25 protein-coding genes and 2 pseudogenes are annotated in these 26,080 nt (G+C 39.0%); 5 read left to right on the top strand and 22 right to left on the bottom strand.

From position 1 onward, the window contains the following. Positions 1-451: 451 nt before the first annotated feature. Positions 452-907, top strand: a pseudogene (locus tag A5849_RS02110) (transposase); the annotation flags it as partial. A gap of 434 nt (positions 908-1,341) precedes the next feature. Here A5849_RS02110 and A5849_RS02105 read toward each other — a convergent pair. From A5849_RS02105 to treR, 8 genes are all read right to left on the bottom strand, one after another. Further along, positions 1,342-1,944, bottom strand: a complete 603-nt coding sequence (locus A5849_RS02105) for a hypothetical protein (protein WP_002313962.1) — start codon at positions 1,942-1,944, stop codon at positions 1,342-1,344. Positions 1,945-2,641: 697 nt separating this feature from the next. After that, the gene (locus tag A5849_RS02100) at positions 2,642-3,016 is read right to left on the bottom strand and encodes a hypothetical protein (RefSeq protein WP_002345475.1); all 375 of its coding nucleotides are present in this window, start codon (positions 3,014-3,016) and stop codon (positions 2,642-2,644) included. Between the two features lie 116 nt (positions 3,017-3,132). Continuing rightward, positions 3,133-3,615 carry a low molecular weight protein-tyrosine-phosphatase gene (locus A5849_RS02095; protein ID WP_002345476.1) on the bottom strand — a complete coding sequence of 161 codons (483 nt, stop codon included), beginning with the start codon at positions 3,613-3,615 and terminating at the stop codon, positions 3,133-3,135. A 52-nt stretch (positions 3,616-3,667) separates the two neighbouring features. Then, on the bottom strand, positions 3,668-4,246 hold the full coding sequence (locus tag A5849_RS02090; protein WP_002290530.1) for a TetR/AcrR family transcriptional regulator: 579 nt from the start codon (positions 4,244-4,246) through the stop codon (positions 3,668-3,670). A gap of 28 nt (positions 4,247-4,274) precedes the next feature. Then, positions 4,275-5,276 (bottom strand): Holliday junction branch migration DNA helicase RuvB, encoded by a 1,002-nt coding sequence (ruvB, locus tag A5849_RS02085; RefSeq protein WP_002345477.1) that lies wholly within the window; start codon positions 5,274-5,276, stop codon positions 4,275-4,277. 12 nt (positions 5,277-5,288) lie between these two features. Further along, positions 5,289-5,891: a Holliday junction branch migration protein RuvA gene (gene ruvA, locus A5849_RS02080; RefSeq protein ID WP_002309787.1), complete on the bottom strand. Its 603-nt coding sequence runs from the start codon at positions 5,889-5,891 to the stop codon at positions 5,289-5,291. Positions 5,892-6,059: 168 nt separating this feature from the next. Then, a complete protein-coding gene (msrB, locus tag A5849_RS02075) occupies positions 6,060-6,506 on the bottom strand; it encodes a peptide-methionine (R)-S-oxide reductase MsrB (RefSeq protein WP_002309788.1) in 447 nt (148 codons plus the stop codon). Between the two features lie 76 nt (positions 6,507-6,582). Then, a complete protein-coding gene (gene treR, locus A5849_RS02070; protein ID WP_002309789.1) occupies positions 6,583-7,296 on the bottom strand; it encodes a trehalose operon repressor in 714 nt (237 codons plus the stop codon). Positions 7,297-7,518: 222 nt separating this feature from the next. On the opposite strand from treR, the gene treP reads away from it, so the two are divergent. Then, a complete protein-coding gene (treP, locus tag A5849_RS02065) occupies positions 7,519-9,507 on the top strand; it encodes a PTS system trehalose-specific EIIBC component (RefSeq protein WP_002329741.1) in 1,989 nt (662 codons plus the stop codon). Between the two features lie 84 nt (positions 9,508-9,591). On the opposite strand, the gene A5849_RS02060 is transcribed toward treP, so the two are convergent. The 8 genes from A5849_RS02060 to A5849_RS02020 form a co-directional block, all read right to left on the bottom strand. Beyond that, on the bottom strand, positions 9,592-10,152 hold the full coding sequence (locus A5849_RS02060) for a nucleoside triphosphate pyrophosphatase (RefSeq protein ID WP_002290524.1): 561 nt from the start codon (positions 10,150-10,152) through the stop codon (positions 9,592-9,594). A gap of 20 nt (positions 10,153-10,172) precedes the next feature. Then, a complete protein-coding gene (gene mutL, locus A5849_RS02055; RefSeq protein ID WP_002309791.1) occupies positions 10,173-12,281 on the bottom strand; it encodes a DNA mismatch repair endonuclease MutL in 2,109 nt (702 codons plus the stop codon). Between the two features lie 17 nt (positions 12,282-12,298). After that, positions 12,299-14,944 (bottom strand): DNA mismatch repair protein MutS, encoded by a 2,646-nt coding sequence (gene mutS / locus A5849_RS02050; protein ID WP_086309923.1) that lies wholly within the window; start codon positions 14,942-14,944, stop codon positions 12,299-12,301. Next, a complete protein-coding gene (locus A5849_RS02045; RefSeq protein WP_002348044.1) occupies positions 14,928-15,344 on the bottom strand; it encodes a YlbF family regulator in 417 nt (138 codons plus the stop codon). The genes mutS and A5849_RS02045 overlap by 17 nt, the downstream gene beginning before the upstream one ends. Continuing rightward, positions 15,319-16,116, bottom strand: coding sequence for a TIGR00282 family metallophosphoesterase (locus A5849_RS02040; protein WP_002290518.1), 798 nt, complete (start codon positions 16,114-16,116; stop codon positions 15,319-15,321). Before A5849_RS02040 ends, A5849_RS02045 begins: the two co-directional genes overlap by 26 nt. A 413-nt stretch (positions 16,117-16,529) precedes the next feature. Beyond that, the gene (locus A5849_RS02030; RefSeq protein ID WP_002345479.1) at positions 16,530-17,303 is read right to left on the bottom strand and encodes a Cof-type HAD-IIB family hydrolase; all 774 of its coding nucleotides are present in this window, start codon (positions 17,301-17,303) and stop codon (positions 16,530-16,532) included. A 19-nt stretch (positions 17,304-17,322) separates the two neighbouring features. Then, on the bottom strand, positions 17,323-17,958 hold the full coding sequence (locus tag A5849_RS02025; protein ID WP_002345480.1) for a DNA alkylation repair protein: 636 nt from the start codon (positions 17,956-17,958) through the stop codon (positions 17,323-17,325). A gap of 28 nt (positions 17,959-17,986) precedes the next feature. After that, complete coding sequence (locus A5849_RS02020; protein ID WP_172868007.1) at positions 17,987-18,838, bottom strand: formate/nitrite transporter family protein; 852 nt, start codon at positions 18,836-18,838, stop codon at positions 17,987-17,989. Positions 18,839-19,099: 261 nt separating this feature from the next. Here A5849_RS02020 and rpsD point away from each other — a divergent pair, with 261 nt between their 5' ends. After that, the gene (gene rpsD / locus A5849_RS02015) at positions 19,100-19,711 is read left to right on the top strand and encodes a 30S ribosomal protein S4 (protein WP_002345482.1); all 612 of its coding nucleotides are present in this window, start codon (positions 19,100-19,102) and stop codon (positions 19,709-19,711) included. A gap of 138 nt (positions 19,712-19,849) precedes the next feature. Next, the gene (locus A5849_RS02010; protein WP_002309798.1) at positions 19,850-20,389 is read left to right on the top strand and encodes a biotin transporter BioY; all 540 of its coding nucleotides are present in this window, start codon (positions 19,850-19,852) and stop codon (positions 20,387-20,389) included. A gap of 74 nt (positions 20,390-20,463) precedes the next feature. On the opposite strand, the gene A5849_RS02005 is transcribed toward A5849_RS02010, so the two are convergent. The 6 genes and pseudogenes from A5849_RS02005 to A5849_RS01980 all read right to left on the bottom strand — a co-directional run bounded on the left by A5849_RS02005 (position 20,464) and on the right by A5849_RS01980 (position 24,990). Beyond that, on the bottom strand, positions 20,464-20,973 hold the full coding sequence (locus tag A5849_RS02005) for a QueT transporter family protein (RefSeq protein WP_002309800.1): 510 nt from the start codon (positions 20,971-20,973) through the stop codon (positions 20,464-20,466). Between the two features lie 333 nt (positions 20,974-21,306). Further along, positions 21,307-22,068, bottom strand: coding sequence for a 3-oxoacyl-ACP reductase (locus tag A5849_RS02000; RefSeq protein ID WP_002309801.1), 762 nt, complete (start codon positions 22,066-22,068; stop codon positions 21,307-21,309). Next, positions 22,065-22,286 carry a DUF2829 domain-containing protein gene (locus A5849_RS01995; protein ID WP_002290506.1) on the bottom strand — a complete coding sequence of 74 codons (222 nt, stop codon included), beginning with the start codon at positions 22,284-22,286 and terminating at the stop codon, positions 22,065-22,067. The genes A5849_RS02000 and A5849_RS01995 overlap by 4 nt, the downstream gene beginning before the upstream one ends. 19 nt (positions 22,287-22,305) lie before the next feature. Further along, a pseudogene (locus tag A5849_RS01990) lies at positions 22,306-23,886 on the bottom strand (helix-turn-helix domain-containing protein). Next, positions 23,886-24,587, bottom strand: a complete 702-nt coding sequence (locus A5849_RS01985; protein WP_002309803.1) for an LrgB family protein — start codon at positions 24,585-24,587, stop codon at positions 23,886-23,888. The pseudogene A5849_RS01990 and the gene A5849_RS01985 overlap by 1 nt, the downstream one beginning before the upstream one ends. Beyond that, the gene (locus A5849_RS01980; RefSeq protein WP_002309804.1) at positions 24,580-24,990 is read right to left on the bottom strand and encodes a CidA/LrgA family protein; all 411 of its coding nucleotides are present in this window, start codon (positions 24,988-24,990) and stop codon (positions 24,580-24,582) included. Before A5849_RS01980 ends, A5849_RS01985 begins: the two co-directional genes overlap by 8 nt. A gap of 325 nt (positions 24,991-25,315) precedes the next feature. Here A5849_RS01980 and A5849_RS01975 point away from each other — a divergent pair, with 325 nt between their 5' ends. Beyond that, positions 25,316-26,050, top strand: coding sequence for an MIP/aquaporin family protein (locus A5849_RS01975; protein ID WP_002290500.1), 735 nt, complete (start codon positions 25,316-25,318; stop codon positions 26,048-26,050). The last annotated feature ends 30 nt before the right edge of the window (positions 26,051-26,080 follow it).

Raw genomic sequence — 26,080 nt, 5'->3', positions numbered from 1 at the left:
ATACTTAGATTTCATGATATAACTTCTTACGATGTTATACTTTCAGTTATAGCGCTATTAGTTGCTGTTATTGGGTTCACATTAAATGAGCGACATCTAAGTAAAAAAAATGATTTTAGATAGTTTTAAGAAGTAAGTAAAAGAAATAAATCAAAAGGGTCAGAAACTTAAAAGTTTTTGCCCCCTTTTTTATTTCTCATTTCACAGCTCTTTTAGTAGCACAATTAATTAGGTCAGAAAGTTACTTTTTTAAAGGTCAACGGAGCATGCCTTGTTGGGCTTTTTGATTCTCTACAAATATAGACTGTATTAAAGGTCAATTAGACTGTGCAAGATAGAGTCGCTTGAAAAATTTATTGGGTCAAAAACTTTTAAGTTTTTGATCTCTATTTTTTATTCATTATATTACTTAGCTAGAAATAAATTATCTACAGAGAAAAATAAACAATACATTCCTTCAGGAAAAGTGTATCTGTCACCTATAATCGACTGTTTTGACGGTGCGGTTATCAGTTGGACTATAAGTACAAAACCGAATGCTGAAATGGTCAATTCTATGTTAGACAACGCCGTGGCTACTTTGAGTCCAGGGAACTCTCCTATTGTTCATTCTGATCGTGGGGCAGCACATTATCGCTGGCCAGGATGGATTGAACGAATGAAACAAGGCAATTTAATTCGTTCAATGTCAAAGAAAGAATATTCTCCAGACAATTCAGCCTGTGAAGGATTTTTGGGTCGTCTTAAAAATGAATTTTTTTATGGTCATGATTGGAAATTGGTCTCTATTGATCAATTCATCGCTGAGTTAGACGAGTATATTCTTTGGTACAATCAGAAACAAATCAAATGCTCGCTGGTTGGACTTAGCTCGATAGATTATCGTAAACAGTTAGGTATTTTATAGAATAAAGGTGCAAGAAAACGTCCGCACCCCCTTTTCTACATTTTAACTTGGCCGTTTACAACATCTTCTCGTAGATAAGTTTAATTTATTTCTGTCTTTACGAAAAGATGTTTAAGATATGATACTAACATCACTAATATATTTCTATCAAGAAAATTTATCAGTATATTTGATGTAGTTTATTCTATTCCAATGGATATAGTTCCTCAAGTCGATTAGAAAGAATCATTGTATAATGAGGATTTAAGGGAGAAATCGGTTTGTAAGAAGCTTTTTTCTATCACTCTATTAACTAAATTTTATTAATAAATCAAATTAATCAGGGCACAATACTCGTAGTAAATTTAGAAAATGAGCTAACGATTGAACAGTTATTTGAAAATTACACTGACGAAAGAAATCACATGGTAATTCAAAAATTTATATGAAGTAATTCAATCCAATACCAGTGTAGCATCGAAAACAGTAAATCGCTTTCTTTTTTCGTCATACACTGACCACACATAAGCGCCATCCCAATAACGACCATTATTATAATAATTCGTAAATTCATTATTCCAAAGGTAAATGTGCAGATGATCTTTATCTGGGAAAAGACGATCATTCAACTGGTTAAATTCTTCTTCCGTTCCTGCCGCTCCTTGAGGTGCATTAAGAAAAGAAGTCCGATAGATACCATCCTCAGCCCATAATGCTTTAGGGGTGACTCTTTTCGCCTTCATCATTTCTTTATTCACATAAATAGGGTACTCTTTCATCTTGTCAAAAAATCGGATATCCGTATAGTTGATTTTTTCTTCGTTAAGCTCATGAAATTTACGAGCATATGCTTCATGATCTATTTTCATAGGATTTCTATCACTCCACATCAGACGCAGACACTCTCGAAACCTGTTTGAGCAATTAAGAAATTCTAAAACTGCTTCCTGATGACTGTTTATCCCACTATACTTTTCCTCTTTTAAAAAAACATAATGGAATGGAGTCCAATCATGTCTTAAGTATAAACTAACAGTTTCTTTTTCTAATAATTCCATCTTCTCTCTCCTTTTGTTCTTCTAACGGCACTCCTGATACACTAACAAATCTGACCCTTTCATCTGCTACGTCAATACATGTTTCTCTCGAATTTTATCTATCCATTTTTATTTTATCGCAACTATCAAGGCTTCTATTCCTATTATTTCTTTTTGAAGAAAAGATAGTTCTTGACTCATGGGAATCGCTTGATTTGTAAAAAAAGGTTGTGAAATCAGCGCCTTGGCTTAAGTATTAGAAAAGCAAAACAGCAAAATATAAGGAGCTATTTTACCGTTTTTTGCACTAATACCAAAGGGTAGCTGATTGCACAACGTATCTTTTTATAGTATAAAATTTTAGACAAATACATGATATAAAAATAAATTTCGCAAAAAAACTTAACAACTTTCGAAAACTTTCGTCACAAAATATTCACAACTAATGACTATTATATAAGCATACCAACAAACAACCCTAACAACACTTTTTCATTTTTAACTCCTTATCCTGCTAGCTCCCCGGCTAGCAGGACCTTTTTTTATCAAAAAAACTTGTCCCATACAATCGATTCAACTAATCAACCGAATGCTGTCATGCTGTGATACTCATCGTAAAACGTTTCGTTTTATCGATATCCGCTTAAAGCATTCGGTTATTTTTGATTAGTAATGATTGATGGTACAAGCTCATACGTGCTTTTCTATCTGGTATAAATTATTTTGATAACCGTTCCTGTTCTCCTGCTGGCGAAAGAATTGTTATTTTTTCCATTTGTTCTACGGGAACCATGCGGATCTGCTGCTCTTCGTTTTGTAGGCGGATCATTACTCGGTTTTTTTCGACCGTTTTTGTCGCCACCCAACCTGAGATCGTTTCATACTTGCTACTCAAACGATTCGCTCTTACTTGTAAGATAACTAAACTATGTTCAGTCGCAGCTTTTTGCAGCTCAAGAATAAACTTTCCTTGCAATCGTACATTCTTAGCATGTTCTTCAGTGTCATTTACAAAAGAATCAAAAAGTTGATACGAGGTATGAGTAACTAACTTCGTAAGCTTCTTCATTGGTGATACTGTCTCTTCGTTCATCGAATGCACTCCTCCTTTAGCTAAGAAAGTGTTACTTAATTAATCTTATTTTACCTAACATTTTACAAAAAAACAAGGAAATGCTCTAACGTCTCTAAAAAAAGAAAGCGCTAATCTTATAAACTGTTTGTTATTTTATTTTCATCCATCCAAATGTTCCACCAATGATCTAACCCTTCTGTGATCAATTGATATGTCTCATCAAAGTTATTGGTATAGTATGGATCGGGAACATTTTCTTTTTCTTTTCCAGGGATGCTACTTAAAAACAAATGGATTTTTTCCTGTGCTGAGCGTGGTGCTCTTCTTTTCAGTTCTTCTACATTTTCTTGATCCATGCCAATGATCCAATCAAAAGTTTCAAAATCGTGGGGTGTGATTTGACGAGCAACCATATTCGTCATATCTACATTTTCTTGGTTTAATATTTTTTTCGTTCCAGGGTGCGGTGTCTTTCCAACTTCATACGTACTTGTAGCAGCAGAATCCACAAAAAACTCTGCTTCCTTTCCTTCTGATGCTACTCGTTTCTTCAACAAGCCTTCTGCCATTGGTGAACGGCAAATATTTCCCAAACAAACAAATAAAATTTTTGTCATTTTCCCATCTCCTTTTAACGATCATGGCTTTTTCAACGAAAGATTATTTCTATTACTGTTCTTCCAACTCTTCTTTTGCATAAAGACGATAAGAGTATAACTCCGTATCCTTAGCTAAACGGAAAAGCTGCATAGCGATTTCCATCGGTGTTTCTTCATATTCATTCGTGATCCAATTGACTAACACGCCGCTGCAACCGTAAGAAAAAAAACGAGCATAAAATAGTTTATCTTTTGCAGAAAGCTGTCTTTCTTCATCCATTTGCTCAAAAATCTTGATAAAAGATTTTTGGATTAGTTGAGAGAATTCTTTTTGTAAAATTTCTTGGTCAGAAAGCACAGTATTTGCGTAAAACTCTTTCTTTTCAGCAATTGCTTTCAGCATTTTCAATGCTTGCTCTTCCCAATTATCAAGAGTAAGACATTGCGGGTCTAAATAATGCAAGGCATCCTCACAATAGACCCAACGAAGCAAATCGTATTTATCTGTAAAATGATAATAAAATGTTTGACGATTGATTTTTGCTTCATTTGCGATTTTTTGGACGCTGATTTTTCGAAAAGATTGTGTTTGGCACAAATCAATCAATACGTTTTTGATCAATTGTTTCGTACGTGTTGTATCACTCATTCATTTTCCTCCAATCTAAAAGCAAAAATCACATATGATAGTCGTATCCGAAATGTTCATAAGCATAAGCCGTAGCCATTCGCCCTCTAGGTGTACGCTTTAAAAATCCTTTTTGGATCAAGTACGGTTCATACATATCTTCGACTGTTTCTCGTTCTTCTCCTATATTTACGGAAAGCGTGCTTAATCCTACGGGTCCGCCGCCATATAATTCGATCATCGTCCGTAACAATTTCTGGTCAACATAATCCAAACCAGCTTGATCGACTTGTAGCAAAGTAAGAGCCTGATCTGCTATAGGACGATCGATTTTCCCGTCTCCTTGAACTTGCGCAAAATCACGAACCCGTTTGAGTAAGCGATTCGCGATTCTAGGCGTTCCTCGCGATCGGCGAGCAATTTCCAATGCCCCTTCTTGAATGATCTCTGTTTGAAAAATATCCGAAGAACGTAAAACGATCTCCTGCAGATCCTGTTCGTCATAATATTCCATATGTGAAATGATGCCAAATCGATCGCGTAAAGGTGCAGAAAGCATACCTGCTCGCGTCGTCGCCCCAATCAAAGTAAAGGGAGGAAGAGGAAAATGGACCGGATGTGCGGTTGGTCCTTGTCCTACCATGATGTCTACATAAAAATCTTCCATGGCCGAATAAAGCATCTCTTCTACTACTCTAGGCAATCGATGGATCTCATCGATAAATAGGACATCCCCTGCTTCCAGTTCATTTAAGATCGCTACTAAATCACCCGGACGTTCGATAGCGGGGCCGCTTGTCGTACGAATGTTCACGTTCATCTCATTAGCAATGACCATAGCCATCGTCGTTTTCCCTAATCCAGGAGGCCCATACAACAGAACATGATCTAATGGTTCTTCCCGATTTCTGGCAGCTTCGATGTAGATCTGAAGCTCTTGTTTGACTTTTCTCTGCCCGATATACTGAGAAAGCAACTGCGGACGAAGAGATTTTTCCAAACTCAGTTCATTTTCGCCAGTTTCTGGTGATAACAAGTATTCATCTGTCATTTGGTCTCCTCCTTATTTTTTCATCATCAGCTTGAGTGCTTGGCGTAAATACTCATCCGTTGTCTGATTATCGACTTCTTTTAATTGTTTTTCTACACGTTTGATTTCTCTATCACTGTAACCAAGAGCTGAGAGAGCCTCCATTGCTTCAGATAGAGCGGTAGCGTCTTTTGTAGTTGCTTCATCGAATAGACTGAAGGGCGTATCGATACTCAGCTCACCAAATTTTCCTTTTAGATCCAAGATCATTTGTTGCGCCGTCTTCTTCCCTACCCCTGGAAATTTTGTCAAATAAGTGACATCACTGGATTCCACTGCTTGGATCAAACCGGAGTGGTCTTCACTTGCCATGATCGCAAGAGCACTTTTTGGACCGATTCCTGAAACACTGACTAATCGCAAAAACAGTTGTTTTTCTTCTAAAGAATCAAATCCATACAAAAGATGTGCATCTTCGCGGATCACCTGATGGACATAAATTTTTATTTTTTGATTTAGTTTGCTGCTGTAGCGGTAAGGATTTCCTAGTGCGATCTGGTAGCCGATACCATTGGTTTCTACTACTATGTAATAGGGGTTGATAAAGGTAACCACACCTGTCAGATATTCATACATATTCTAGTCCTCTTTCTTTTGCACACATACGTTCCCTTTATTGTAGCACATTTCACCTTGTGAAAAAAGGAGTCTGGGGAGCGTTTCTTTCAAATAGCAATCGCTTGAATAAAAAAGAGCGGACGATCGAGTGAATCCCCGTATTGTACCGCTCTTTTTGTATTTTCATTATTCTACCAGTGATTTGTATTCGCCATAACCGAGTTCATCCATCTTTTCATAGGGAATGAATTTTAGTGAGGCAGAATTGATGCAGTAACGCAGACCGCCTTTATCTACTGGGCCATCGGTAAATACATGTCCGAGATGAGAGTTTGCTTCTTTGCTTCGGACTTCTATTCGATGCATGCCATGAGAAAAATCGGCTTTTTCACGTACTTGTCTTTTCGCTATTGGTTTGCTGAATGATGGCCAGCCACAACCAGCGTCATATTTTTCCGCAGAGCTAAATAACGGTTCGCCGCTGACGATATCGACGTAGATCCCTTTTTCGTAAAAATCATCGTATTTTCCGGTAAATGGACGTTCTGTTGCATTTTCTTGTGTGACTGCATAAGCCATCGGTGATAATTTTTCTTTCAGTTCTTCTTTTTCTGGTCTTGTTGGTTTATCCATTAAAAATGCCCCCTTTGTGTTCCTATCATAGCGCCAAAGCAGACAGATGCCAACAATTTGCTTTCTTTCGAATCATTTACACTTTTCGGCGCCGGGCAAACTCAACGAAACGGAATTTATCTAATCGGTGTACCGACTCAGAATACTCAAAACAGCGGGTATCTTCCAAATGAACAAGACTTCTGACGACTACTGCGTAAGTGTCATCGTGAAGATCCATCGTTGTTTTCATGATATCTGTTACTTCTTCTACTGTGATTTCCTTTTGTGCGTAAGCAATCGTTAAAGAAAGCTCATTTTCAAAATATTCATAGATCGACCCTTGTGCTTGTACTGGGGTTAAATGAGGAACAATCTCCTTTAATAGATAATCAGTATCTAATATAACCACTTCACCATCGATTTTTCTTTCGCGTATCAAATGCCAGACAGGTGCACCAATCTCCCAGCCAGTAATCTCATTCAGTGATTTTGTTACTTCTGTTTCTTCTAACGTATGAACGATCGTTTCACTTGGAATACGTTGGGTTTCCTGTAGCTCTTTATAGCTTGTCAGCCCAGAAATAGGAAAATCAAAGCGGTTTCGATCTAGTACGATCGATCCTTTTCCTTGTTTTTTTTGAATATATCCTTCCGTCGTCAAAAGATTCAGTGCTTTTCTAATTGTTTCTCGTGAAACACCGTAGATTTTGATCAATTGGTTCTCACTAGGCAAAAGCGAATGCGGAGGATATTCTTTCGCTAAAATTTTCTGTTCCAAATCTAAAAAAATTTCATTGAACTTGTTCATGTTTTTTCCCTCACTCGTTCTTCCATCATTTCTTCACTATACTACAGCTCTTTTTGTATTTCAATGTTCCTCTTTTTAAGAAAAGCTTATTTTATGCTTTTTAAAACGATATCATTTTTCTGGACGTTTTTGAATAAAACGCTTGCAATTCTTCCCGAAAAAAAGTATAGTAAACAAAGAAGCAACTTGCATAGACAAGTTAAAAGAAAGGGGTTTATTGATATGGCAAAGTATCAAGCAGATGCCGAGAAACTGCTACATGATATCGGCGGAAAAGAAAATATTGCTGCAGTTAGTCATTGTGCAACTCGTATGCGTTTTGTCCTAAATGATCTTGGAAAAGCAGATCAAAAAGCAATCGAAGATATTCCTAGCGTGAAAGGGATGTTCACGAATGCTGGGCAGTTCCAAGTCATCATAGGAAATGATGTTTCTACTTTTTATAACGACTTCGTTGCAGTATCCGGAGTTGAAGGGGTTTCTAAAGAACAAGGAAAAGCAGCAGCAAAACAAAACCTTCATCCCGTACAACGCGCCATTGCCGTCTTGGCAGAAATCTTTACACCACTGATTCCTGCAATTATCGTCGGCGGATTGATCCTTGGTTTCAGAAATGTACTTGAGGGTATCCAGTTTGAAAGTCTTGGTGGAACGATCGTTGAACACTCGCAATTTTGGAATGGCGTCAATGCCTTTTTATGGCTGCCAGGTGAAGCAATTTTCCATTTTCTTCCAGTAGGTATCACTTGGAGTATTGCGAAAAAGATGGGTACTACACAAATATTAGGAATCGTTTTAGGAATTACATTAGTTTCTCCGCAATTATTAAATGCTTATAGTGTAGCTTCCACAGCTGCAGCAGATATTCCATTTTGGGATTTTGGTTTTGCTCAAGTCCAAATGATCGGTTATCAAGCACAAGTTATTCCAGCTATGCTGGCAGGGTTTATGTTAGCGTATCTAGAGATCTTCTTCCGCAAATATATCCCTCAGTCGATTTCAATGATCTTTGTTCCATTGTTTTCATTGTTACCAACTGTTTTAGCTGCTCACGTTATTTTAGGTCCTATCGGTTGGACAGTCGGAAGCTGGATTTCAACTATCGTAAATACCGGGTTGACGTCTTCTATCAGCTGGTTGTTTAGTGCTGTATTCGGGTTCCTGTATGCACCTTTAGTAATTACTGGTCTCCACCATATGACCAATGCGATTGATATGCAGCTGATTGCAGATTTCGGATCAACGAATTTATGGCCGATGATTGCTTTATCAAATATCGCCCAAGGCTCTGCAGTCTTAGCCATCGTCTTCTTGCATCGTGGAAACAAAAAAGAAGAACAAATCTCGATTCCAGCAATGATTTCTTGTTACTTAGGCGTAACTGAACCTGCTATGTTCGGGATCAATTTGAAATACGTCTATCCTTTCGTCGCAGCAATGGTCGGTTCTGGATTAGCTGGCATGTTTGCCAACTTGATGGATGTTCGAGCAAACGCGATCGGAGTAGGTGGGTTACCAGGAATACTAGCTATCCAAGCAGAAACATGGGTACCTTTCATCATCGCAATGATCATCGCTATCATCATTCCATTTGGCTTGACGATCGTCTTTAGACGCCAGGGAATCTTGAATAAGATTGATCCTGCTGTTCCTGAAAATGCTGCTGATGTACAGCTTCAAACAGCGAATGGTGCAACAGCAATGCCACAGTCTTTTGAACCTGTTTCAGCAACTGGTACGGCAGTTGCAACAAAAGAAACATTATTCGCAGTGGCTGCTGGGAACATCAAGGAAATTACTGAAGTAAATGACCCAGTTTTCTCACAAAAAATGATGGGTGACGGTTATGCTGTCGAACCGTCAAATGGCAAAGTCTATGCACCAGTAAATGGTAAAGTGACGAGTGTTTTTGAAACAAAACATGCCATTGGTATTCTTTCTGATGAGGGGCTGGAAGTACTCGTTCACATGGGATTAGATACCGTTGAACTAAAAGGCGTTCCTTTCACTGTATTCGTGAAAGAAGGAGATCTTGTCACACCAGAAACTCTGATTGCTGAAATGGAATTGCCAGAAATAGAACAAGCTGGTAAGAAAACTGACATTATTGTTGCTTTAACTAATAACGAAAAAGTTGCTGGTCTATCCCTTGACCAATCAGGACTTGTTCGCCCAGGCGAAGCAGTCGGTAACGCTGAAGTAAAATCTTAGTCAGAGTAGATAAGTAATCTTTTCAATAAAAAAGACGGGCTATCATGGATTTCAATCGAAAATCAGATAGTCCGCTTTTTTTGTTTAATTGAATGTTTTCAGTGCCTGATTGACAGCACCAATCGGAAACCCTACGATACTGTAGTAATCTCCAGAAATTTCTTTGACGAATACACTGGCAGCATTTTGGATGCCGTATGCCCCTGCTTTATCCGCATAGTCTCCCGTCTCCAAGTAACGATTGATTTCTTCATCTGTCAGTGGATAAAAAGTGACATGTGCTTCTGCTAGTATTCGTTCTTCTCGCTCCTTTGTTTTTAAAACAACTGCTGTGTATACAGTATGTGTTTCCCCGCTTAATTTTTTCAACATGACTTCAGCCTCAGCCATATCTTCTGGTTTACCCATGATCTCCTGGTTGAGAACAACAGTCGTGTCGCTAGCAATCACTAAGCTGTCTTTCTTTTCTTTTTGTTCCCAAACAGTTCGTGCTTTTTCTTCAGCCATTCTGCGTACATAATCGACTGGCAGTTCGTCTGGAAATGGCGTTTCATCAATATCAGCAGGTTCGATCTCGAATTCTGAAACGATGTGAGCCAATAACTCTTTTCTTCTTGGTGATTGGGACGCTAGTATAATCTTCATGTTTCCCTCTTCTCTCTGACTTAATGCGGATCTTGGATCCGTTTGAACATTCTTTCCATATCCGAGTTGGTAAAGTGAATCAATACTGGGCGGCCATGGGGGCAATTGAATGGATTTTCGCATTGTGCTAAATCTTTCAGCAGCACACGTGCTTGTGCTTCATTCAAATAATGGTTGGCTTTGATCGATCGTTTACAGCTCATCATGATTGCTGTTGCTTCACGGAATTTTTTTACGCTCACACTTCCTGTCGTCAATAGCATGTCGATCATCTCGCGAATAATCGATTCTTCTTCACCATTGGGATACCAAGTAGGATGGGCCCGTACAATAAAGCTGTTTTGACCAAATTCTTCTAAATAAATCCCTGCATCTTCTAGCAAATGCTTTTGCTCTTTTAGTTTCAAAGCATCACTGTTTGGATAGTCCAACACAAATGGAACAAGTAATTCTTGTAGATCATCAGATACTTCCCCAATTTTTTCCCGGAAATATTCATATTTGATACGCTCTTGAGCAGCATGCTGATCGATGATGTACAATCCGTCGCTACTTTGGGCAAAAAGATACGTTCCGTGCATCTGTCCAAAATATTCCAATTGAGGAAAACGTTGAACTGGTGTTTCCGTTTCTAGTTTCTTGATCGCTTGTTCTAATGTTTTGTCGTTTCCGTGAGTGAAATCAAATTCAGGATGCAGTGTCAATTCTTCCTCGTAAATCTGTTCATTCTCTTCTAAGGATATATCTATCTGTTCTTTATTTGTTTCTTTCGTGTTATCCACAGTAGGAATTTCTTTCTTTTCAGATTTTTCCACTGTTTTTTCTACAAAGTTATCAACATTTTCACCAAACTTATCCACCGTTTTCGCTGTTTTTTCTGGATAACTAGTGTTTCCTTCAGAAAAGCCAGAAAAGTTTTCAACATTTTCCACAGACTTATCAACAGATCTGTCAACAAATGTGCTCTTTGGTTCTTCTACAAAAAAGGTTCCTGTCTCTCGGTCAAAATTCAAACTACTTGGCTTTTTAGGTTTTTCTTCTTCAAAAGCATAGGACAAATCGATTTCGATTTGTTCCGTTTTAGGCTGATCTGGTACTTTTTTCTTGAACCGTAGATTATCCGCGGCACTTGGAATCAGGTTTTCTTGTGACAATGCTTTTTGAATAGCGTTACTAATTAGCTCTGTTAGTTCTTTTTCCTTCGACAACCGGACTTCCTGCTTCGTCGGATGGACATTTACATCGACTAAAAGCGGGTCCATCTTGATTTCCAATATAGCAATAGGAAAACGGCCGACCATTAATTTTGATCCATAACCTGCAACGATTGCTTTATTTAAGGAAAAATTCTTGATAAAACGTCCATTGATGATCGTCGATAAGTAATTCCGACTGGCACGAGTCACCTCTGGCAATGAAACATAACCAAATAACTCAAAATCTAGATCTTTTCCTTCGATTTTCAACATTTTTTTAGCGGTAGATAATCCGTAGATTCCCGCAATCGTTTGTTTCAGATCGCCATTTCCAGCAGTTGCCAACATTTTGTTTCCATCATGTACTAAACGAAAAGCAATTGTTGGATGACTTAATGCCAGACGATTGACGATGTCCCCGATGTTCGCTAATTCTGTATGCAGTGTTTTCACGTATTTCAAGCGGGCTGGCGTATTGAAGAACAGGTTGCTGACGGTAATCTTCGTTCCTTGACGCAGAGGTGCTGGCCGATGCTCCATGACCTCGCCACCTTTGAGCAAAAGATAAGTACCTTGTTTTTCTTCCTGATTCGCCGTTTCCAGAATCATCTCAGAAACAGAGGCAATACTTGGCAAAGCTTCCCCTCGAAAGCCCAGCGTTCGTATGCGAAAAAGATCGTCACGATTATGGATCTTACTTGTCGCGTGCCGCTTGAAGGCATTCTCTACGTCGTCTGCCAAAATGCCTTCTCCGTTATCAATCACTTGGATCGTCCGCAGTCCCGCTTCTTCAACTAAGATATCAATCTGAGTACTACCGGCGTCAATTGCATTTTCCACTAATTCTTTCACGACAGAAGCTGGTCGTTCCACTACTTCTCCCGCAGCGATCTGATTAGCTAAACGTTCAGATAATTCTTGGATTTTGGCCATCGATATCCGCCTTCTTCCTACAGTTGTTTTTGTAATTCATATAATGTGTTTAGTGCATCCATTGGCGTCATTTCTAGTAAATTTATTTGCTTCAGTGATTCAATGACTTCTGTTTCATTTTCGGATAATTTACCGAATAAAGAAAGTTGTTGGGTTTCTTCTTTGACACTGTCTTGTATAGGGTCTTGGTTTACTTTTTCTGCAGGTGGTTTTATTTGCTCCTGTTTGGCTGTTTTAGTCTTCTCTCCTATTTCAGCTGGAACAGTATGGTGTCCGTTATCGCCATTTTCTAGCGTATGCAGGATATCTGCTGCTCGCTCAAGTAGATTGGCAGGCAATCCTGCGATTTTTGCCACATGTATACCATAGCTTCTATCCGCAGGTCCATCCATCATTTTATGCAAGAAGACAACTTCTCCGTCTTTTTCAACAGCTCCAACATGGACATTTTTAAGCTGCGGAAGTTCTTTTTCAAGTACCGTCAGTTCATGATAATGGGTAGAAAAGAGTGTTTTTGCTTGTACATGACGATGGATATATTCGATGATTGCTTGGGCCAACGCCATTCCGTCATAGGTTGCTGTTCCTCGCCCGAGTTCGTCAAACAAAATTAAACTGTTTGGCGTCGCATAACGTAGGGCTTGATTGGCTTCCATCATCTCTACCATAAAAGTACTTTGTCCAGCAATTAAGTCGTCACTTGCACCAATTCGGGTAAAAATCCGATCAAAAATAGGTAAAACTGCTTGTTTTGCCGGAACGAAACAGCCCATTTGCGCCATCAGAACAGTTAATGCCAACTGGCGCATATACGTACTTTTACCAGACATATTCGGTCCTGTGATCAGCAAAATCATTTCGTCTTCTGCCATTTCTACGCTGTTAGGGATATATTCCTGATGTCCTAATACTTTTTCTACTACAGGATGTCGTCCGTCTTTGATCAGAAGCTGATGCTTGTCACTGACAAGTTCTGGCCGAACATACTGATAGCGTTCGCTGATTGTTGCAAAACTTTGTAGCACATCTACTGCGCTGATTGCTTTTGCAAGTACTTGTAGCGGTTGGATAGCCTTTTTGACTTCTTCTCTCACAGCTAAAAACAACTGATATTCTAAATCAACAGATGTTTCTTCTGCTTCGAGGATTTGTGTCTCCAATTCTTTTAGTTCTGGTGTGATGAAACGCTCTGCATTTGCTAAGGTTTGTTTTCGTTCATACTTCTCCAGTTCTGCATTCCCAAGATTTGCTTTTGTGATTTCTATATAATAACCGAAAACGCGGTTAAATCCGATTTTTAAGTTCTTGATTCCTGTTTCTTGACGCTCTTTTGCTTCAAGTTCTGCTAGCCACTTCTTTCCGTTTCTCATAGCAGAACGGTACGTATCGAGCTGCTCATTGAATCCATCTTTGATGATGTTTCCTTCCGTTATTTGTAACGGCGGATCATCTTGGATAGCTTGGTCAATCAATTGGACGAGATGGTCCATCGGTTGCATTTCTGAAAGCAGACTTTGCCATTGACCTTGATCAATTCCTTCAATCAACCCTCTGATCATTGGCACTTGTTCTAAAGAAGTTTTCAACTGGATCAAGTCTCGCCCATTGACATTACCGAAAGCTACTCGACCTGCTAGGCGTTCCAGATCATAGACTTTCGTTAATGCTGACTGCAAATCGATACGTTCAAAATAACTGTCTAGCAAAGAAGCGACCATTTCTTGTCTTGCTTTAATTTGTTTTGCCTGGATAAGCGGACGGTCTAGCCATTGTTTTAGTAAGCGGCCACCCATTGCTGTTTTTGTTTCATCTAATAACCATAGAAGGGTGCCGTGCTTTTTCCCAGTCCGAATAGATTGGCTTAATTCTAGGTTGAATTTTGAATAATAATCCATTTTCAAAAAATGATTTGGTTGGTATTCTACTGCTTTTTGGATATGAGCTAAACTCCGCTTTTGTGTCACCGCTAAATAAGTCAATAGTTTACCAGTTGCTTCTTTTTCCAGCGGATCGACTAGTTCACTTGTCAAAAAGCTAAATTCGGCATTTTCTTCCATTTCATTTTGTTGAGAAAAGACTAGCCCTAAACGCTCGCTTAGCTGTTCACGAAGGGTATCAGTGATCTCACTACCTAATACGAGTTCTTTTGTCTGCAATGCAGAGGCTTCATTTAAAACAGCTTCTTCATCATGCAACCGAGCCGTCTTCAATTCTCCCGTACTTAGATCGGCATAAGCAAAGCCAAATTCATTTCCTTGACTAACTACAGCTGTTAAAAAATTGTTGTCTTTTGCCGACAATCCTTTGCTGTCCATGACTGTACCAGGAGTGACTAGCTGAATCACTTCGCGCTTGACCATCCCTTTAGTCGTCTTTGGATCTTCTACCTGCTCGCAAATTGCTACTTTATAGCCTTTTTCAATCAAGGTATCGATATATCCTTGTGCTGCATGGTGAGGTACACCGCACATAGGAATAGGTTCTTCTGCATTTCGATTTCTGCTCGTCAACGTTAATTCCAAAAGCTGTGATGCCTTGATCGCATCTTCATAAAATAATTCATAAAAGTCTCCTAAACGATAGAACAAAAAAGCATCTTGGTATTGTGCCTTGATGCTTAGATATTGTTCCATCATAGGAGTGTTTTTAGTTTTTTGAGGCATGTTTTTCCTCCTCTATTTGTCCATTGATTTCTTCTTGTATCATCGTTGTTAAATGATGAAGCAGATCATCTGCTTCCAACAGCTGTTTTCTATAAGCTATAACAAGCGGATGCTGATCAAATTCTTTCATGAATTGATCCGCTCGCTTGATTGCTTCTTGTTCTGCTGCTGGTTTGTCATAGTGGGCAAAATGAACAGCTTCTTTTTGCGCTTGTTTGATTTTCTCTCTCAACTCAGCTAAATACTGGTTTTGCTGGATCTTTTCTTCAAGTGCTTTGTAGCGAATGATCGTTTCATTTTCTCTTAAAAGTTTTGTCAGTTTCCTTACTTCTTTTTGAATTTCCGGCTCCTGCTGCAAAAAACTGCCTCTCTTTCTACTCCATGAACGGTCGATCCTCATTGATTTGAATCAGCTGGATTTCTTTTGCATGACCTGTCGTATCATCCAATTCTAAGATACAGCCGCTTAAAATCGATCGGCCTTGTTCGACAACTTCAAAACGTTTTGGTAATGCGGTCAGAAACTTTTCGATCACAGGTTCTCTGCGCATACCCAAAATACCATCGTAGGGTCCTGTCATCCCAACGTCTGTCAGATACGCTGTACCTTTTGGCAAAATTCGCGCATCATTTGTCTGGACATGTGTATGTGTACCGACCACTGCTGAAACTTTCCCATCTAAAAACCAGCCCATCGCTTGTTTTTCACTTGTTGTTTCTCCATGAAAATCTACAAAAATGATTGGCGTACGTTTCCTAGCTTCTTCTACTAGTTCCTTCATTTTACGAAAAGGATCATCCAAGTCCACCATGAAAGAACGAGCTTGCATGTTGATTACTGCCAATTCGATCTGATTCACTTTGACAAAGACCATCCCTTGTCCAGGCGTCCCTTCCGGAAAATTTGCCGGCCGAACCATCTTTTTGGCTTCATTTACAAACTCAAAAATCCCGCGGTTGTCCCACGTATGATTTCCCATCGTCACGACATCTACACCGTCTTGCAAAAATTTTTTATAGATTTTTTCTGTGATTCCACGTCCAGAAGCGGCATTCTCACCATTTACGATCGTTACTTGCGGACGATACTTCTTCTTCAACCTAGGAAGATATTCAGTAATCATCTCTCGTCCCATTGAACCTACTACATCACCAATAAACAATACCCGCACACTAAATTCCTCTTCTCTTTTAACATCACTCTATATTATAGTTGTTTTCAATAAGAAAGAAAAGGTCAAACAAAAGGAACACTTTCCTGATATTTCTTAGATTTGAAAAATAAAATAAATAAATGGGACTGTGGCAAAAATCTTGTCACAGTCCCATTTCCCGAATAAACGTTGTTCCATCTGCTGCTTCTTCAGAAATAAGCCGAAATTTTTCAAAAATTTGAGAAACAATTTTCATAAATCTCTTCTTATTACTTGAAACTGACCACTTCTGTAACGCCATCTTTCTTAAACGGTGTTCAAAAGCTTGCATCTGCGGTGGTAATAAGCCCAGCCAAACGAAAAATAGGAGGAGCTATTTTTGTTTGGCTGGGCTTATTACTTGATGCAGGACAGCTTTTTCACAACCTCTTTTAAATCACACTTAACTCTTTCAATGCCTTCCAGATGCCATCTTGATCATTTGTATCAGTGACCATCTTGGCTTCTGCTTGTACTTCTGGCACAGCATTCCCCATAGCTATTCCGATTCCTGACATACGCAACATTTCACGGTCATTTTGTCCGTCACCAAAGCTGATAATATCTTCATGCGGGATACCTACTTGTTCTGCTAAGTGTAGGATCGTCGCCGCTTTAGAACCGTTTTGGGGAACGACATCTACACTGTTCTCATGCCAACGGACAAATCGAATCTTATCATATGAAGAGAATTTTCCATCATAGGTTTGATCGAAAAATGCTAACGCTTGATAGATTTCTTGTTCCTCTGCAAAAAAATGATCTAGTTCAGGCAAGACAGCGCCGAAAGAATGCATCGCCTCTTCCATCACCGTTACATCATTGGAAGAAGAACGTTTGATATTGTCTAAGCTGACAAAAGCTGTGTCGATCTGTTCATGATGCGCTTCCTGGACGAATGCATCTAACTGTTCGCGATCTAGTAAATTCTTATATACCTGTTCATGGTCTAAAAAACCGGCCGCTCCATTACATAAAATGTAGTTCGTAAAATCCAGATCTCGAATGACTTCTTGCGCATGGAATCGACTCCGCCCTGTAGCAATCGTGACCAGATGACCGGCTTTGCGTAATTTTTCCAATGCTTCTCTCGTGCTATCTAAAGCTTGTTTATTTGAATCTAACAACGTTCCATCAATATCAAAAGCAAATAATTTGCGTCTCATCTCTTGTCGTCTCGCTTTCTTATAAATACTTGCTTGCCTCTCGAACAGCTAACTTGCTCAAATCTGTTGTCAGCTGACTTTTTACCCAAGCGGCATCGGTCTTACTATAATCACGCAATGCCCAACCGATTGCTTTTTGGATAAAGAATTCCTTTGTTTGACGGTCTTCGTCTATTGCTTGAATCAATAGTGCTGTGTCTGTTTGCTGTTTATAACCTAATTGCAACGTGATTGCTATTCGACGCAACCAGAAATCTTCCTTTTTTTCGAACAACTGAAAGACTTCTTTACGTTGCTCTGGATGGACTTTACACCATGTACTGTATACTTTTCTCCAAGAATCGATGCTGTCCCACCATTCTTTTTTCTGGACTAGTGGTAACAATGTAACTAGCTCTTCAAAGGTAAACCGTTTGATGTTTTTTTGGACTAAATCGATCGCCACATACTGATATTCTCTTTCGATTTGTTCATAATAGTAATGAACAAAAGCTAAAACTTCAGAAACAGATAAATGTTTGCTTTCATCCAATAACGGCTGTTGCAAAAGAGCGCGTTCCGGCTTAGGTACTCCAGCAAAAGGAAAGAGATTTTTCATGTACTTTTCCATTTGTAACGCTTTTTCTTCATTTTTTGGAAAAACTAACACTTCCATAGTATTTCCTCCCTTAATGAACGACTTTTTAGTCCACATAGGATGATTTTGATTGATTCAGCCAAGCATAACCCAGTCCCATCACTAAACCGCCACCAATATAATTCCCTGCCAAAGCAAAAAACAAATTATGTAACACATTACTGGCTGTCATTCCATCCATCTGACCATGAGAAGCAAAGTAAGCAAGCGTAAAGGCAGGAAAATTCGCTATCACGTGTTCATATCCTAAAAAAGCAAAAATGAAAATAATGAATACGACCGTGATTACTTTCCCAGCATCTTCTTTCATCCGCATGCTAATCAGTACAGCGGTATTGACAACGATATTCGCAAACATCCCTTCCACCAAAATCGTTGTTGCAGGTTTTGCTAGTTTTACTGCTATTGATTCTAACATAAAGTTGTCCAACGTTAAATCTTGAAATGGCGTAGTCATAGAAATAAGAAATTCACATAACATACCGCCAATCATATTGAAAAAAATACAAGCAAATAGAATCTTGGCTGCCTTACTTAAAGCAAGTCTCTGCCGAAAAACACCCACGGTCATATAAAGCATATTCGATGTTCCTAATTCGGCGTTCATGTATAGAATCATGACCAGCCCCCAGCTGAACATAAATGCGTATAAAATCTTTCCTAGACCGTGCGCGATATCTTCCCCCTTCATCGCAATTGCAAATGCCACAGCCGTTCCTAAAGTCAAAAACAAACAGGCAAGAACCGCTCGAACAGCGTAACGTGAAAAGCTGTTTTCAAAAAGGTTCGCCTTCTTTTCAATTGAAGCATCGATTTTCTCAAATAATGGTGATACCGGATTCATTGATTTTCTCCTTAAACTTCCTTCACTTTTTTCCATTTGCACATACCTTCTCATTTTATAAAGAGAGCCTAGGTTTGTAAAGCGTTTTTACATACTAATTATCTTGACATTCATGGATGATCTATCATATACTGTAGTTTGTGTAAAATAATGCAGCAGAAAAATAATAACTCATCCCTAGTTTGTTGCCCCGTCTCGGGTTCGATTGTGTAACCGCGGCTGCAAAGGTGAAGATTGAAGAACAAACTATATGATTATGAATTTTTCAACGGATTATTTTACTCCAAAAACTTATATTCATTGGAGGAAATTTTAATGTCTCGTTATACAGGACCATCATGGAAAATTTCTCGTCGCTTAGGCATCTCATTGTCAGGCACAGGAAAAGAATTAGCACGTCGCCCTTACGCACCAGGTCAACACGGACCTAACAGCCGTGGCAAACAATCAGAATACGGCATGCAATTAACTGAAAAACAAAAACTTCGTCACATGTACGGAATGAACGAACGTCAATTCCGTAACTTGTTCGTAAAAGCTAGCAAAATCAAAGAAGGTAAACACGGTGTTAACTTCATGGTCTTACTAGAACAACGTTTAGACAATGTTGTTTACCGTTTAGGACTTGCAACGACTCGTCGTCAAGCACGTCAATTAGTTAACCATGGTCACATTTTAGTTGATGGCAAACGCGTTGATATCCCTTCATACCACGTAGAAGTGGGTCAAGTGATCTCAGTTCGTGAAAAATCACAAAACATCGTAACAGTAAAAGAAGCTGTAGAAGCAACTGTTGGACGTCCAGCATTCGTAAGCTTTGACGCTGAAAAATTGGAAGGTTCATTAACTCGTTTACCAGAACGTGACGAACTATATCCAGAAATCGACGAAGCTCTTGTCGTTGAATACTACAACCAAAGCTTATAATTTCAAAAGCTTTCTTGAAAAAGGCCGCTATCTATTGGATAGCTGGTCTTTTTTTTATTTTCTATTTACAAAGCAATCACTTTGTTTTACAATTTCGTTAACCAAGAAAAAATATTAAGTTAACGAAAAGAGGGTATTATGAACCGAACATTGAAAGAATTGATACTTGCTGCGGAATTTGCCGCGATTATTTCTGTCCTTTCTCAGATGACCATTCCTTTTGGTTTGGTTCCTTTGACAGGGCAAACATTTGCTATTGGACTGACAGCCACTTTTCTCGGAAGAAAACTGGGATTGATATCTGTTACGGTTTATCTTTTACTGGGTTTGATCGGTCTTCCTGTATTTTCAGGGATGACTGGCGGCATAGCTGTTTTATTTGGTCCAACTGGCGGATATTTGATTGGATTTCTCTTTCAAACATGGCTAACTGGCTGGATGATCGAAAAAACAGACGCTCATTACTTGTACGCAATCTTTGCCAATCTAATGGGTTCTCTTGCCGCATTAGTCTGTGGGACGATCTGGCTGAAGATAAGTGGCGACCTTACTTTTACAACTGCATTTGCCAGTGGGCTGCTGCCTTTTTTACTGCCGGAAGCAATCAAAGCAACTGGAGCAGCCTATATCGGTGTCTTGTTGAAGAAACGGCTAAATCGATTTCTTCGAACGAATTGAACAAAAAAGCAGCATGGAAGAAGACTCAACATCCGGTCTCTTCCACGCTGCCATATTTTAATTTAAACAGATCTTTATTTTGTCAAATCTACTTTTTTACTGATCCAATAAATAATTATCCCACCGACAATCATTGATGCCAATTCTCCTAAAGCAATCACCCACCAATTCAAGAAAAAAGGTAGTTGATATAAAATCGTTAGCTGACCAGCTACTGTAAACATGGAAAAAGCGAATACGCATGCTGTCACAGCCATTTTGATTTTCATGTTTTTGATGCGACTAGTGATTTTATAGTTGATAAGCAATACAATCAGCGTGCTGACGCTTCCTACTACAACATCTATCAGTCCAAGAGGAGAAGCAATATTAGCCAAAGCTACTCCTGCTGTTACCGCAACGATGTATCTTTTGTTATACAAGGACAGATAGTTGAACATCTCCGAGAGACGAATCTGAATCACTCCAAAGCTAAAAACAGACAAAACCAGCGTCACTGCCACATATAAACCAGTGACTAGCGCCATCCAAGTCACATCTGTCGTTGTCCAGCGTTTGGCTGAACGGGTATTATTTTTTTCCATGTTCTATTTCTCCTTTGCAAGATAATTTTATCTTGGTAATGACTGCGACCAAAGGATGGGAAGAAAATTCCAACTGAAGTGCCGCAGAAGGTTGTGAAAAAGCTGCCCTGCAACAAGTAATAAGAACAGTCAAATAAAAATAGCTCCTCCTATTTTCCATTTGGTTGGACTTATTACCGCAGTTGCAAGCTTTTGAACACTGTTTATATTAGAAGGTTGTGAAAAAGCTGTCTGACATCAAATGCCGGGAACAATCATCGACTTTCTTTTATCATCAACCATTTGGTTCTCTCTTTATTTCTTATCATACAGAAGCTTGAAAAAAACACAAGGTTATTTTAGCAACCAGCCACCATCGATTGGAATAATCGTTCCTTGTATATAGCTTGCTTGAGGAGAGGCAAGAAATAATGTCAGCTCCGCTACTTCTTCCGGCTGTGCCCATCGCTTGACTGGTGTTTCATTTGCCACCCACTCTGCCATCTCACCTTTCCCTTCAAAATCAGCCGCATTCATCGGTGTTTGGATGGCTCCTGGAGCAATTCCTTTTACTCGGATCCCCTGCTCTGCGTAATCCAGAGCGAGTTGTTTGGTAAAACCGACGATTGCATGTTTCGCACTTGTATAAGCAATCCCACCTCCGCCAGCAACCAAACCCGCAATCGAAGCCATGTTGATGATTGTTCCGCTTTTTCGGCGGATCATATCAGGAAGGATGATGTTTGTTAGATGATACATGCTTTTCACATTCGTTTCATAAATCAGATCCCACAGCGATTCGTCAGTTTCCATCAAGGATTTGTATGCATCTAGTACCCCCGCAGTATTCAATAAAATCGTAACTTCACCAAAATGATTCTGGCATTTCGATGCCGCTTGTTGGAGTTCCTTCCTCTGTCGGACATCCCCTAGTGCGTAGGCAAAAGTTTCAGGAAATCGAAAAGAAAGTTCTTCCATTTTTCCAAATTTTTGATCTAATCCAAAAACAAAGGCATCTTGTTCCAGAAAAGCTTGGGCTTGCGCGGCACCAATACCAGAAGCAGCTCCTGTAATAAATACGACCTGTTTGGCTAAATCTGGATAACGGTTTTTCATTCTACGATCGCCCAATCATCTGCTAAAATATCGCAAACTGTAGGAGCAAAGCTAGAAAAACCTTCATCACTTGTTTTGATCAATAAGTAAGGCGTCACCGGACAGCCATCAAATTCATCATCGGATACGAGAACAACATAAAGCTCAAATCCACTCCATCCTTTACGAATAATCTTTGCACCTTTTTTCAATTCTGGTAAAATTTCTTCAAATGTCATCTTTATTCTCCTTTTTTTGTTATTGTTTTGATTGTTTTTGAATCATTTCAAATTTTTGAGATAGCTGAATGTAATCTATCAATTTTAATTCTTCGGTCACAATAAAATAGTCAAGATCCGCCCACGGTTTTCGATGAACTTTACTTGTTGAAATCAGAAGATCTACTTCTCTTCCCCGATAATCCGTTGGTAGAAAAATCAGCTGATAATCATTACGGAAAAACGTCCGTAACCCCTCCTCTAACAGTTGCTCTTCAAATAATGGAAAATCTGTCATCAAGAGGATCGTGATCTTTGGAAGCTGTGGAGTAAAGGCTCCTAATGTTTTAAACACAGTCAGATACCGTCCCATCAAAAACGCATGATTTTTAAACGCCAGATGATTAGGCTGTTTGTGTCTGCTTTCAAAAAAGCGTACTAACCATTGTTTTAATTCCTTGTTTTCAATGACTAAATGATTAATGAAGTCACTACTGTTTCCATCAATCGTTTCTTTTGCGTTAGGAAAAAGATAGGCGAAAAAATGACTACTGAACAAATAGTTTTCTGCCTCAAAGGTCAGATCTTCCGCTGGTAGCTCCTGCTCTTCTTGATAAAGAGAAAGAGCTGCTTTTGCTTCAGAAAGAGCTGCAAAAGGCGGTGTTTCTGCTTGTTGATGGAAATCAAAAATTTTCTTCCGTATCTTAGGATCACTATAATATTCTTCACGCGTCATCAGAACAAGAAATAATGCGCCTAATTCGTCTTCTACTTGAAAATAATTAGGAAATACCGGCTCCATAACTTGACAGAATCGCTGGAACAACAGATTGTCTGCGATCAGCCGTCTTTTTTTCTCATTCAATACCACATAATGCTTCTGTGATTTTCTTAAAAAAAAGGCACCTAGCATGTATTCCAAACGTCTTTTTTTGATTTCATTCAAACGAACGTTGAAAAAAGCCATGATATGTTCTGCCATATTCTTTACGTCCATTTGAGAAATCGTTTCAAACGGCCAGATTTTCCCTCGAAACAACTGCCAGAATGTCATATGCAAGTAAAGTCGAATGATTTCTTCTTCGCCTTGCGCGATATATGTACCTCGTTGCAGACGAATGCCATAAGTTTGCAGTTGCTGTTTCCATTCATTGATTTTTCGATGAGCAGTGGATTCACTAATGTAATGCTTTTGCGCAAATTGGTACATCGTGTGGAATTCTTCAAAAAAAATGTCGTGCAGCAGCTGGAATTTCAGCGTACTTTGCACGAGATAGATCAAAAAACGCTCATGTTCAATCGAATCGAGCGCATCATAAAAGTTATAACCAGAACGGTGATTTTTTGTAAACAAAGGGTGCGTCTTACCGCTAAACTGCTGATAGTTTTTAGACAGCTCGTTTAGGTATTTCGACACACTGCGGGCATCCAGCTGAACAACTTGCGCTAATTGTGCAGCAGTATGCCAAGCTTGATCCTCAAAACTTTCTAGGAGGAGAATCTTATAATATAGATCTTTATCAAATTGTTTAAGATACTCGGAAGACAAATACACGTCTTTCCCTCCTTTTTTATGCTAGAACGTTTTGGTTATTGTAGCATAAAATAGTGGTTTTCGCATCAAAACAAGCCAGCAAAAGGCTGAAAGAATAACGGTAGCAACAAAACGGTCAATATCCCATTTACGCATATCGCAAGCCCTGAAATGATCCCTTCTACTTCGCCAATCTCGATTGCTTTTGCTGTACCGATAGCATGAGAAGTACTTCCTAACGCCACACCGCGAGCAACGGGACTTTCAATCTTGAATAAGCGGAAAATATGAGTAGCGATCAGCGAGCCAAAAATACCTGTAGAGACAACAATTGCAAGAGTCACGGCATTCACCCCGCCCATCGTATGAGACAAATCGACAGAAATAGCCGTCGTTACAGATTTCGGTAGTAATGAGATGACCATCTCTTTATGAAGAGAGAAAAAATAACCGATCCCTACACTAACCAAGCAATTTGCGACTATTCCTGCTAAAATCGCAGCCATTACAGGATAAAAATTTTCTTTCAGCAAACGGAAGTTTTTATAAAGCGGGATGGCAAGTGCCACTGTCGCAGGAGTAATCAGCATAGTCAAAAAATTGCCGCCGATATTATACTCTTTATAGCTGATGCCAGAAAAATGCAAAAATAAGATAATAACAACAATCGATAATACGAGAGGATTCAAAACAGGCAGTTTATATTTCCGCAAAAATTTGTCAGATAATACGTACACTCCTAAAGTCAAACTTAAGCCAAATAATGGATTCACAAAAAACTCAGTCAATTTGATTCTCCTCCATTTCGTTTACAGATATCCTGCTTGCTTTTTTCTTACGGACATAGCCTAGCAAAGCTTCTACCCCTTCTGCCGTTTTTCCCGCTGCGACCATCGTGACGATGGAACACACGACGACTGCCCCCAGTAAAATAGGCCATATCGAAGCGATATCATCGAAATATTCCAATAAACCTACACCAGCTGGAACAAATAAAATAGCTAGATTATTCAATAAAAAATCACCAGTTGCTCCGATTTTTTCAGGATCAACAAGATGCATTTCAAATGCTAAAAATAAAAAAAGAATACCTAAGATACTCCCAGGAATAGGTAAATGAGCAAAAATTCGGATACCTTCTCCTAATACAGAAAAGAAAATAATAATGAAAAACTCTTGAAAAAATTTCATCAAACAACACTCCTTACGTATAGCTTTCATTTTACTAACAAACCTTTTCTGAAAGTTTCAAAACATGCTGTTTCTAAGATACAATTTTTGAGAAAAAAAACGTTTTTTTTTTGGTATATTTATAGTTAAGCTTGGTGATTTGTGGAGAACTTTTAAAAAGAGTTGGAGTTTTGCTGTTGGTCTGGTTTCTTATACGTAATGGAAATCATTTTTTTATTCACATTTGTTAAGACTGCAGAAATCCTTCCGACACGAAACACTGCACCGAGGCTTTTCGTGTTGATGTTTCTTTTTTTTTGCATTTTTATAACATTTGGAGGTATTTATGGATTACTCACTAATGACCCGTCTTGCGGCGGAAATGATTGGTACAGCATTACTAATCGTGCTAGGTAACGGTGCTGTAGCAAACGTAGATTTAAAAGGTACAAAAGGATATGGCAGCGACTGGATGCTGATTGCTGTCGGATATGGATTTGGGGTTATGATGCCGGCAATGATCTTTGGCGGAATCAGCGGTAACCACATCAACCCAGCATTTACGATCGCCTTAGCGTCTAACGGATTGTTCCCTTGGGCTGAAGTTGTTCCTTATATCATTGCACAATTGATTGGTGCAGCGATCGGACAATTGATCGTAGTGGCTTGTTACAAACCTTACTACGACCAAACAGAAGATGTAAACCATGTGTTAGGTACATTCTCAACAATCAACAGTGTTGGTTCTAAATTCAATGGTTTCGTCAATGAATTCTTTGGTTCATTCGTTTTATTCTTTGGAGCTTTAGGTATTACAAAAGCACCATTCTTCCAAGATAACCTTGGTACAGCTCACTTAGCACTTGGTTTCCTTGTATGGACATTAGTTGCTTCACTTGGTGGTCCTACAGGTCCTGGCCTGAACCCAGCTCGTGACTTTGCACCACGTCTTGTACACGCACTACTTCCATTGAAACATAAAGGTTCTTCTCAATGGGGATATGCATGGGTACCCGTTGTTGCACCTATCTGTGCTGGTGTCGTAGCAGTATTCTTATATAAATTATTATTTATGGCTTAATTAAAAGCTAAATAAAAAAACTTGGTACAG

The sequence above is a fragment of the Enterococcus sp. 10F3_DIV0382 genome (assembly GCF_002140245.1).
Classification (GTDB): Bacteria; Bacillota; Bacilli; order Lactobacillales; family Enterococcaceae; genus Enterococcus_B; species Enterococcus_B lactis.
Note: the sequence above shows the minus strand (reverse complement) of the source record. Positions and strands in the feature narration are given on the sequence as shown.

Coding starts and splice junctions, on each gene's coding strand:
- A5849_RS02005 (WP_002309800.1), bottom strand. CDS start 20,973: ATGGAAAAAAATAATACCCGTTCAGCCAAACGCTGGACAACGACAGAT.
- msrB (WP_002309788.1), bottom strand. CDS start 6,506: ATGGATAAACCAACAAGACCAGAAAAAGAAGAACTGAAAGAAAAATTA.
- A5849_RS01980 (WP_002309804.1), bottom strand. CDS start 24,990: ATGAAATTTTTTCAAGAGTTTTTCATTATTATTTTCTTTTCTGTATTA.
- A5849_RS02045 (WP_002348044.1), bottom strand. CDS start 15,344: ATGAGGATCGACCGTTCATGGAGTAGAAAGAGAGGCAGTTTTTTGCAG.
- A5849_RS02105 (WP_002313962.1), bottom strand. CDS start 1,944: ATGGAATTATTAGAAAAAGAAACTGTTAGTTTATACTTAAGACATGAT.
- A5849_RS02000 (WP_002309801.1), bottom strand. CDS start 22,068: ATGAAAAACCGTTATCCAGATTTAGCCAAACAGGTCGTATTTATTACA.
- A5849_RS02030 (WP_002345479.1), bottom strand. CDS start 17,303: ATGAGACGCAAATTATTTGCTTTTGATATTGATGGAACGTTGTTAGAT.
- ruvB (WP_002345477.1), bottom strand. CDS start 5,276: ATGACAGATGAATACTTGTTATCACCAGAAACTGGCGAAAATGAACTG.
- ruvA (WP_002309787.1), bottom strand. CDS start 5,891: ATGTATGAATATCTGACAGGTGTGGTTACCTTTATCAACCCCTATTAC.
- A5849_RS01995 (WP_002290506.1), bottom strand. CDS start 22,286: ATGACATTTGAAGAAATTTTACCAGAATTGAAAAAAGGTGCAAAGATT.
- A5849_RS02010 (WP_002309798.1), top strand. CDS start 19,850: ATGAACCGAACATTGAAAGAATTGATACTTGCTGCGGAATTTGCCGCG.
- mutS (WP_086309923.1), bottom strand. CDS start 14,944: ATGCCTCAAAAAACTAAAAACACTCCTATGATGGAACAATATCTAAGC.
- mutL (WP_002309791.1), bottom strand. CDS start 12,281: ATGGCCAAAATCCAAGAATTATCTGAACGTTTAGCTAATCAGATCGCT.
- treP (WP_002329741.1), top strand. CDS start 7,519: ATGGCAAAGTATCAAGCAGATGCCGAGAAACTGCTACATGATATCGGC.
- rpsD (WP_002345482.1), top strand. CDS start 19,100: ATGTCTCGTTATACAGGACCATCATGGAAAATTTCTCGTCGCTTAGGC.
- A5849_RS02020 (WP_172868007.1), bottom strand. CDS start 18,838: ATGAGAAGGTATGTGCAAATGGAAAAAAGTGAAGGAAGTTTAAGGAGA.
- A5849_RS02025 (WP_002345480.1), bottom strand. CDS start 17,958: ATGGAAGTGTTAGTTTTTCCAAAAAATGAAGAAAAAGCGTTACAAATG.
- A5849_RS01975 (WP_002290500.1), top strand. CDS start 25,316: ATGGATTACTCACTAATGACCCGTCTTGCGGCGGAAATGATTGGTACA.
- treR (WP_002309789.1), bottom strand. CDS start 7,296: ATGAACAAGTTCAATGAAATTTTTTTAGATTTGGAACAGAAAATTTTA.
- A5849_RS02095 (WP_002345476.1), bottom strand. CDS start 3,615: ATGACAAAAATTTTATTTGTTTGTTTGGGAAATATTTGCCGTTCACCA.
- A5849_RS02090 (WP_002290530.1), bottom strand. CDS start 4,246: ATGAGTGATACAACACGTACGAAACAATTGATCAAAAACGTATTGATT.
- A5849_RS02060 (WP_002290524.1), bottom strand. CDS start 10,152: ATGAAGATTATACTAGCGTCCCAATCACCAAGAAGAAAAGAGTTATTG.
- A5849_RS02100 (WP_002345475.1), bottom strand. CDS start 3,016: ATGAACGAAGAGACAGTATCACCAATGAAGAAGCTTACGAAGTTAGTT.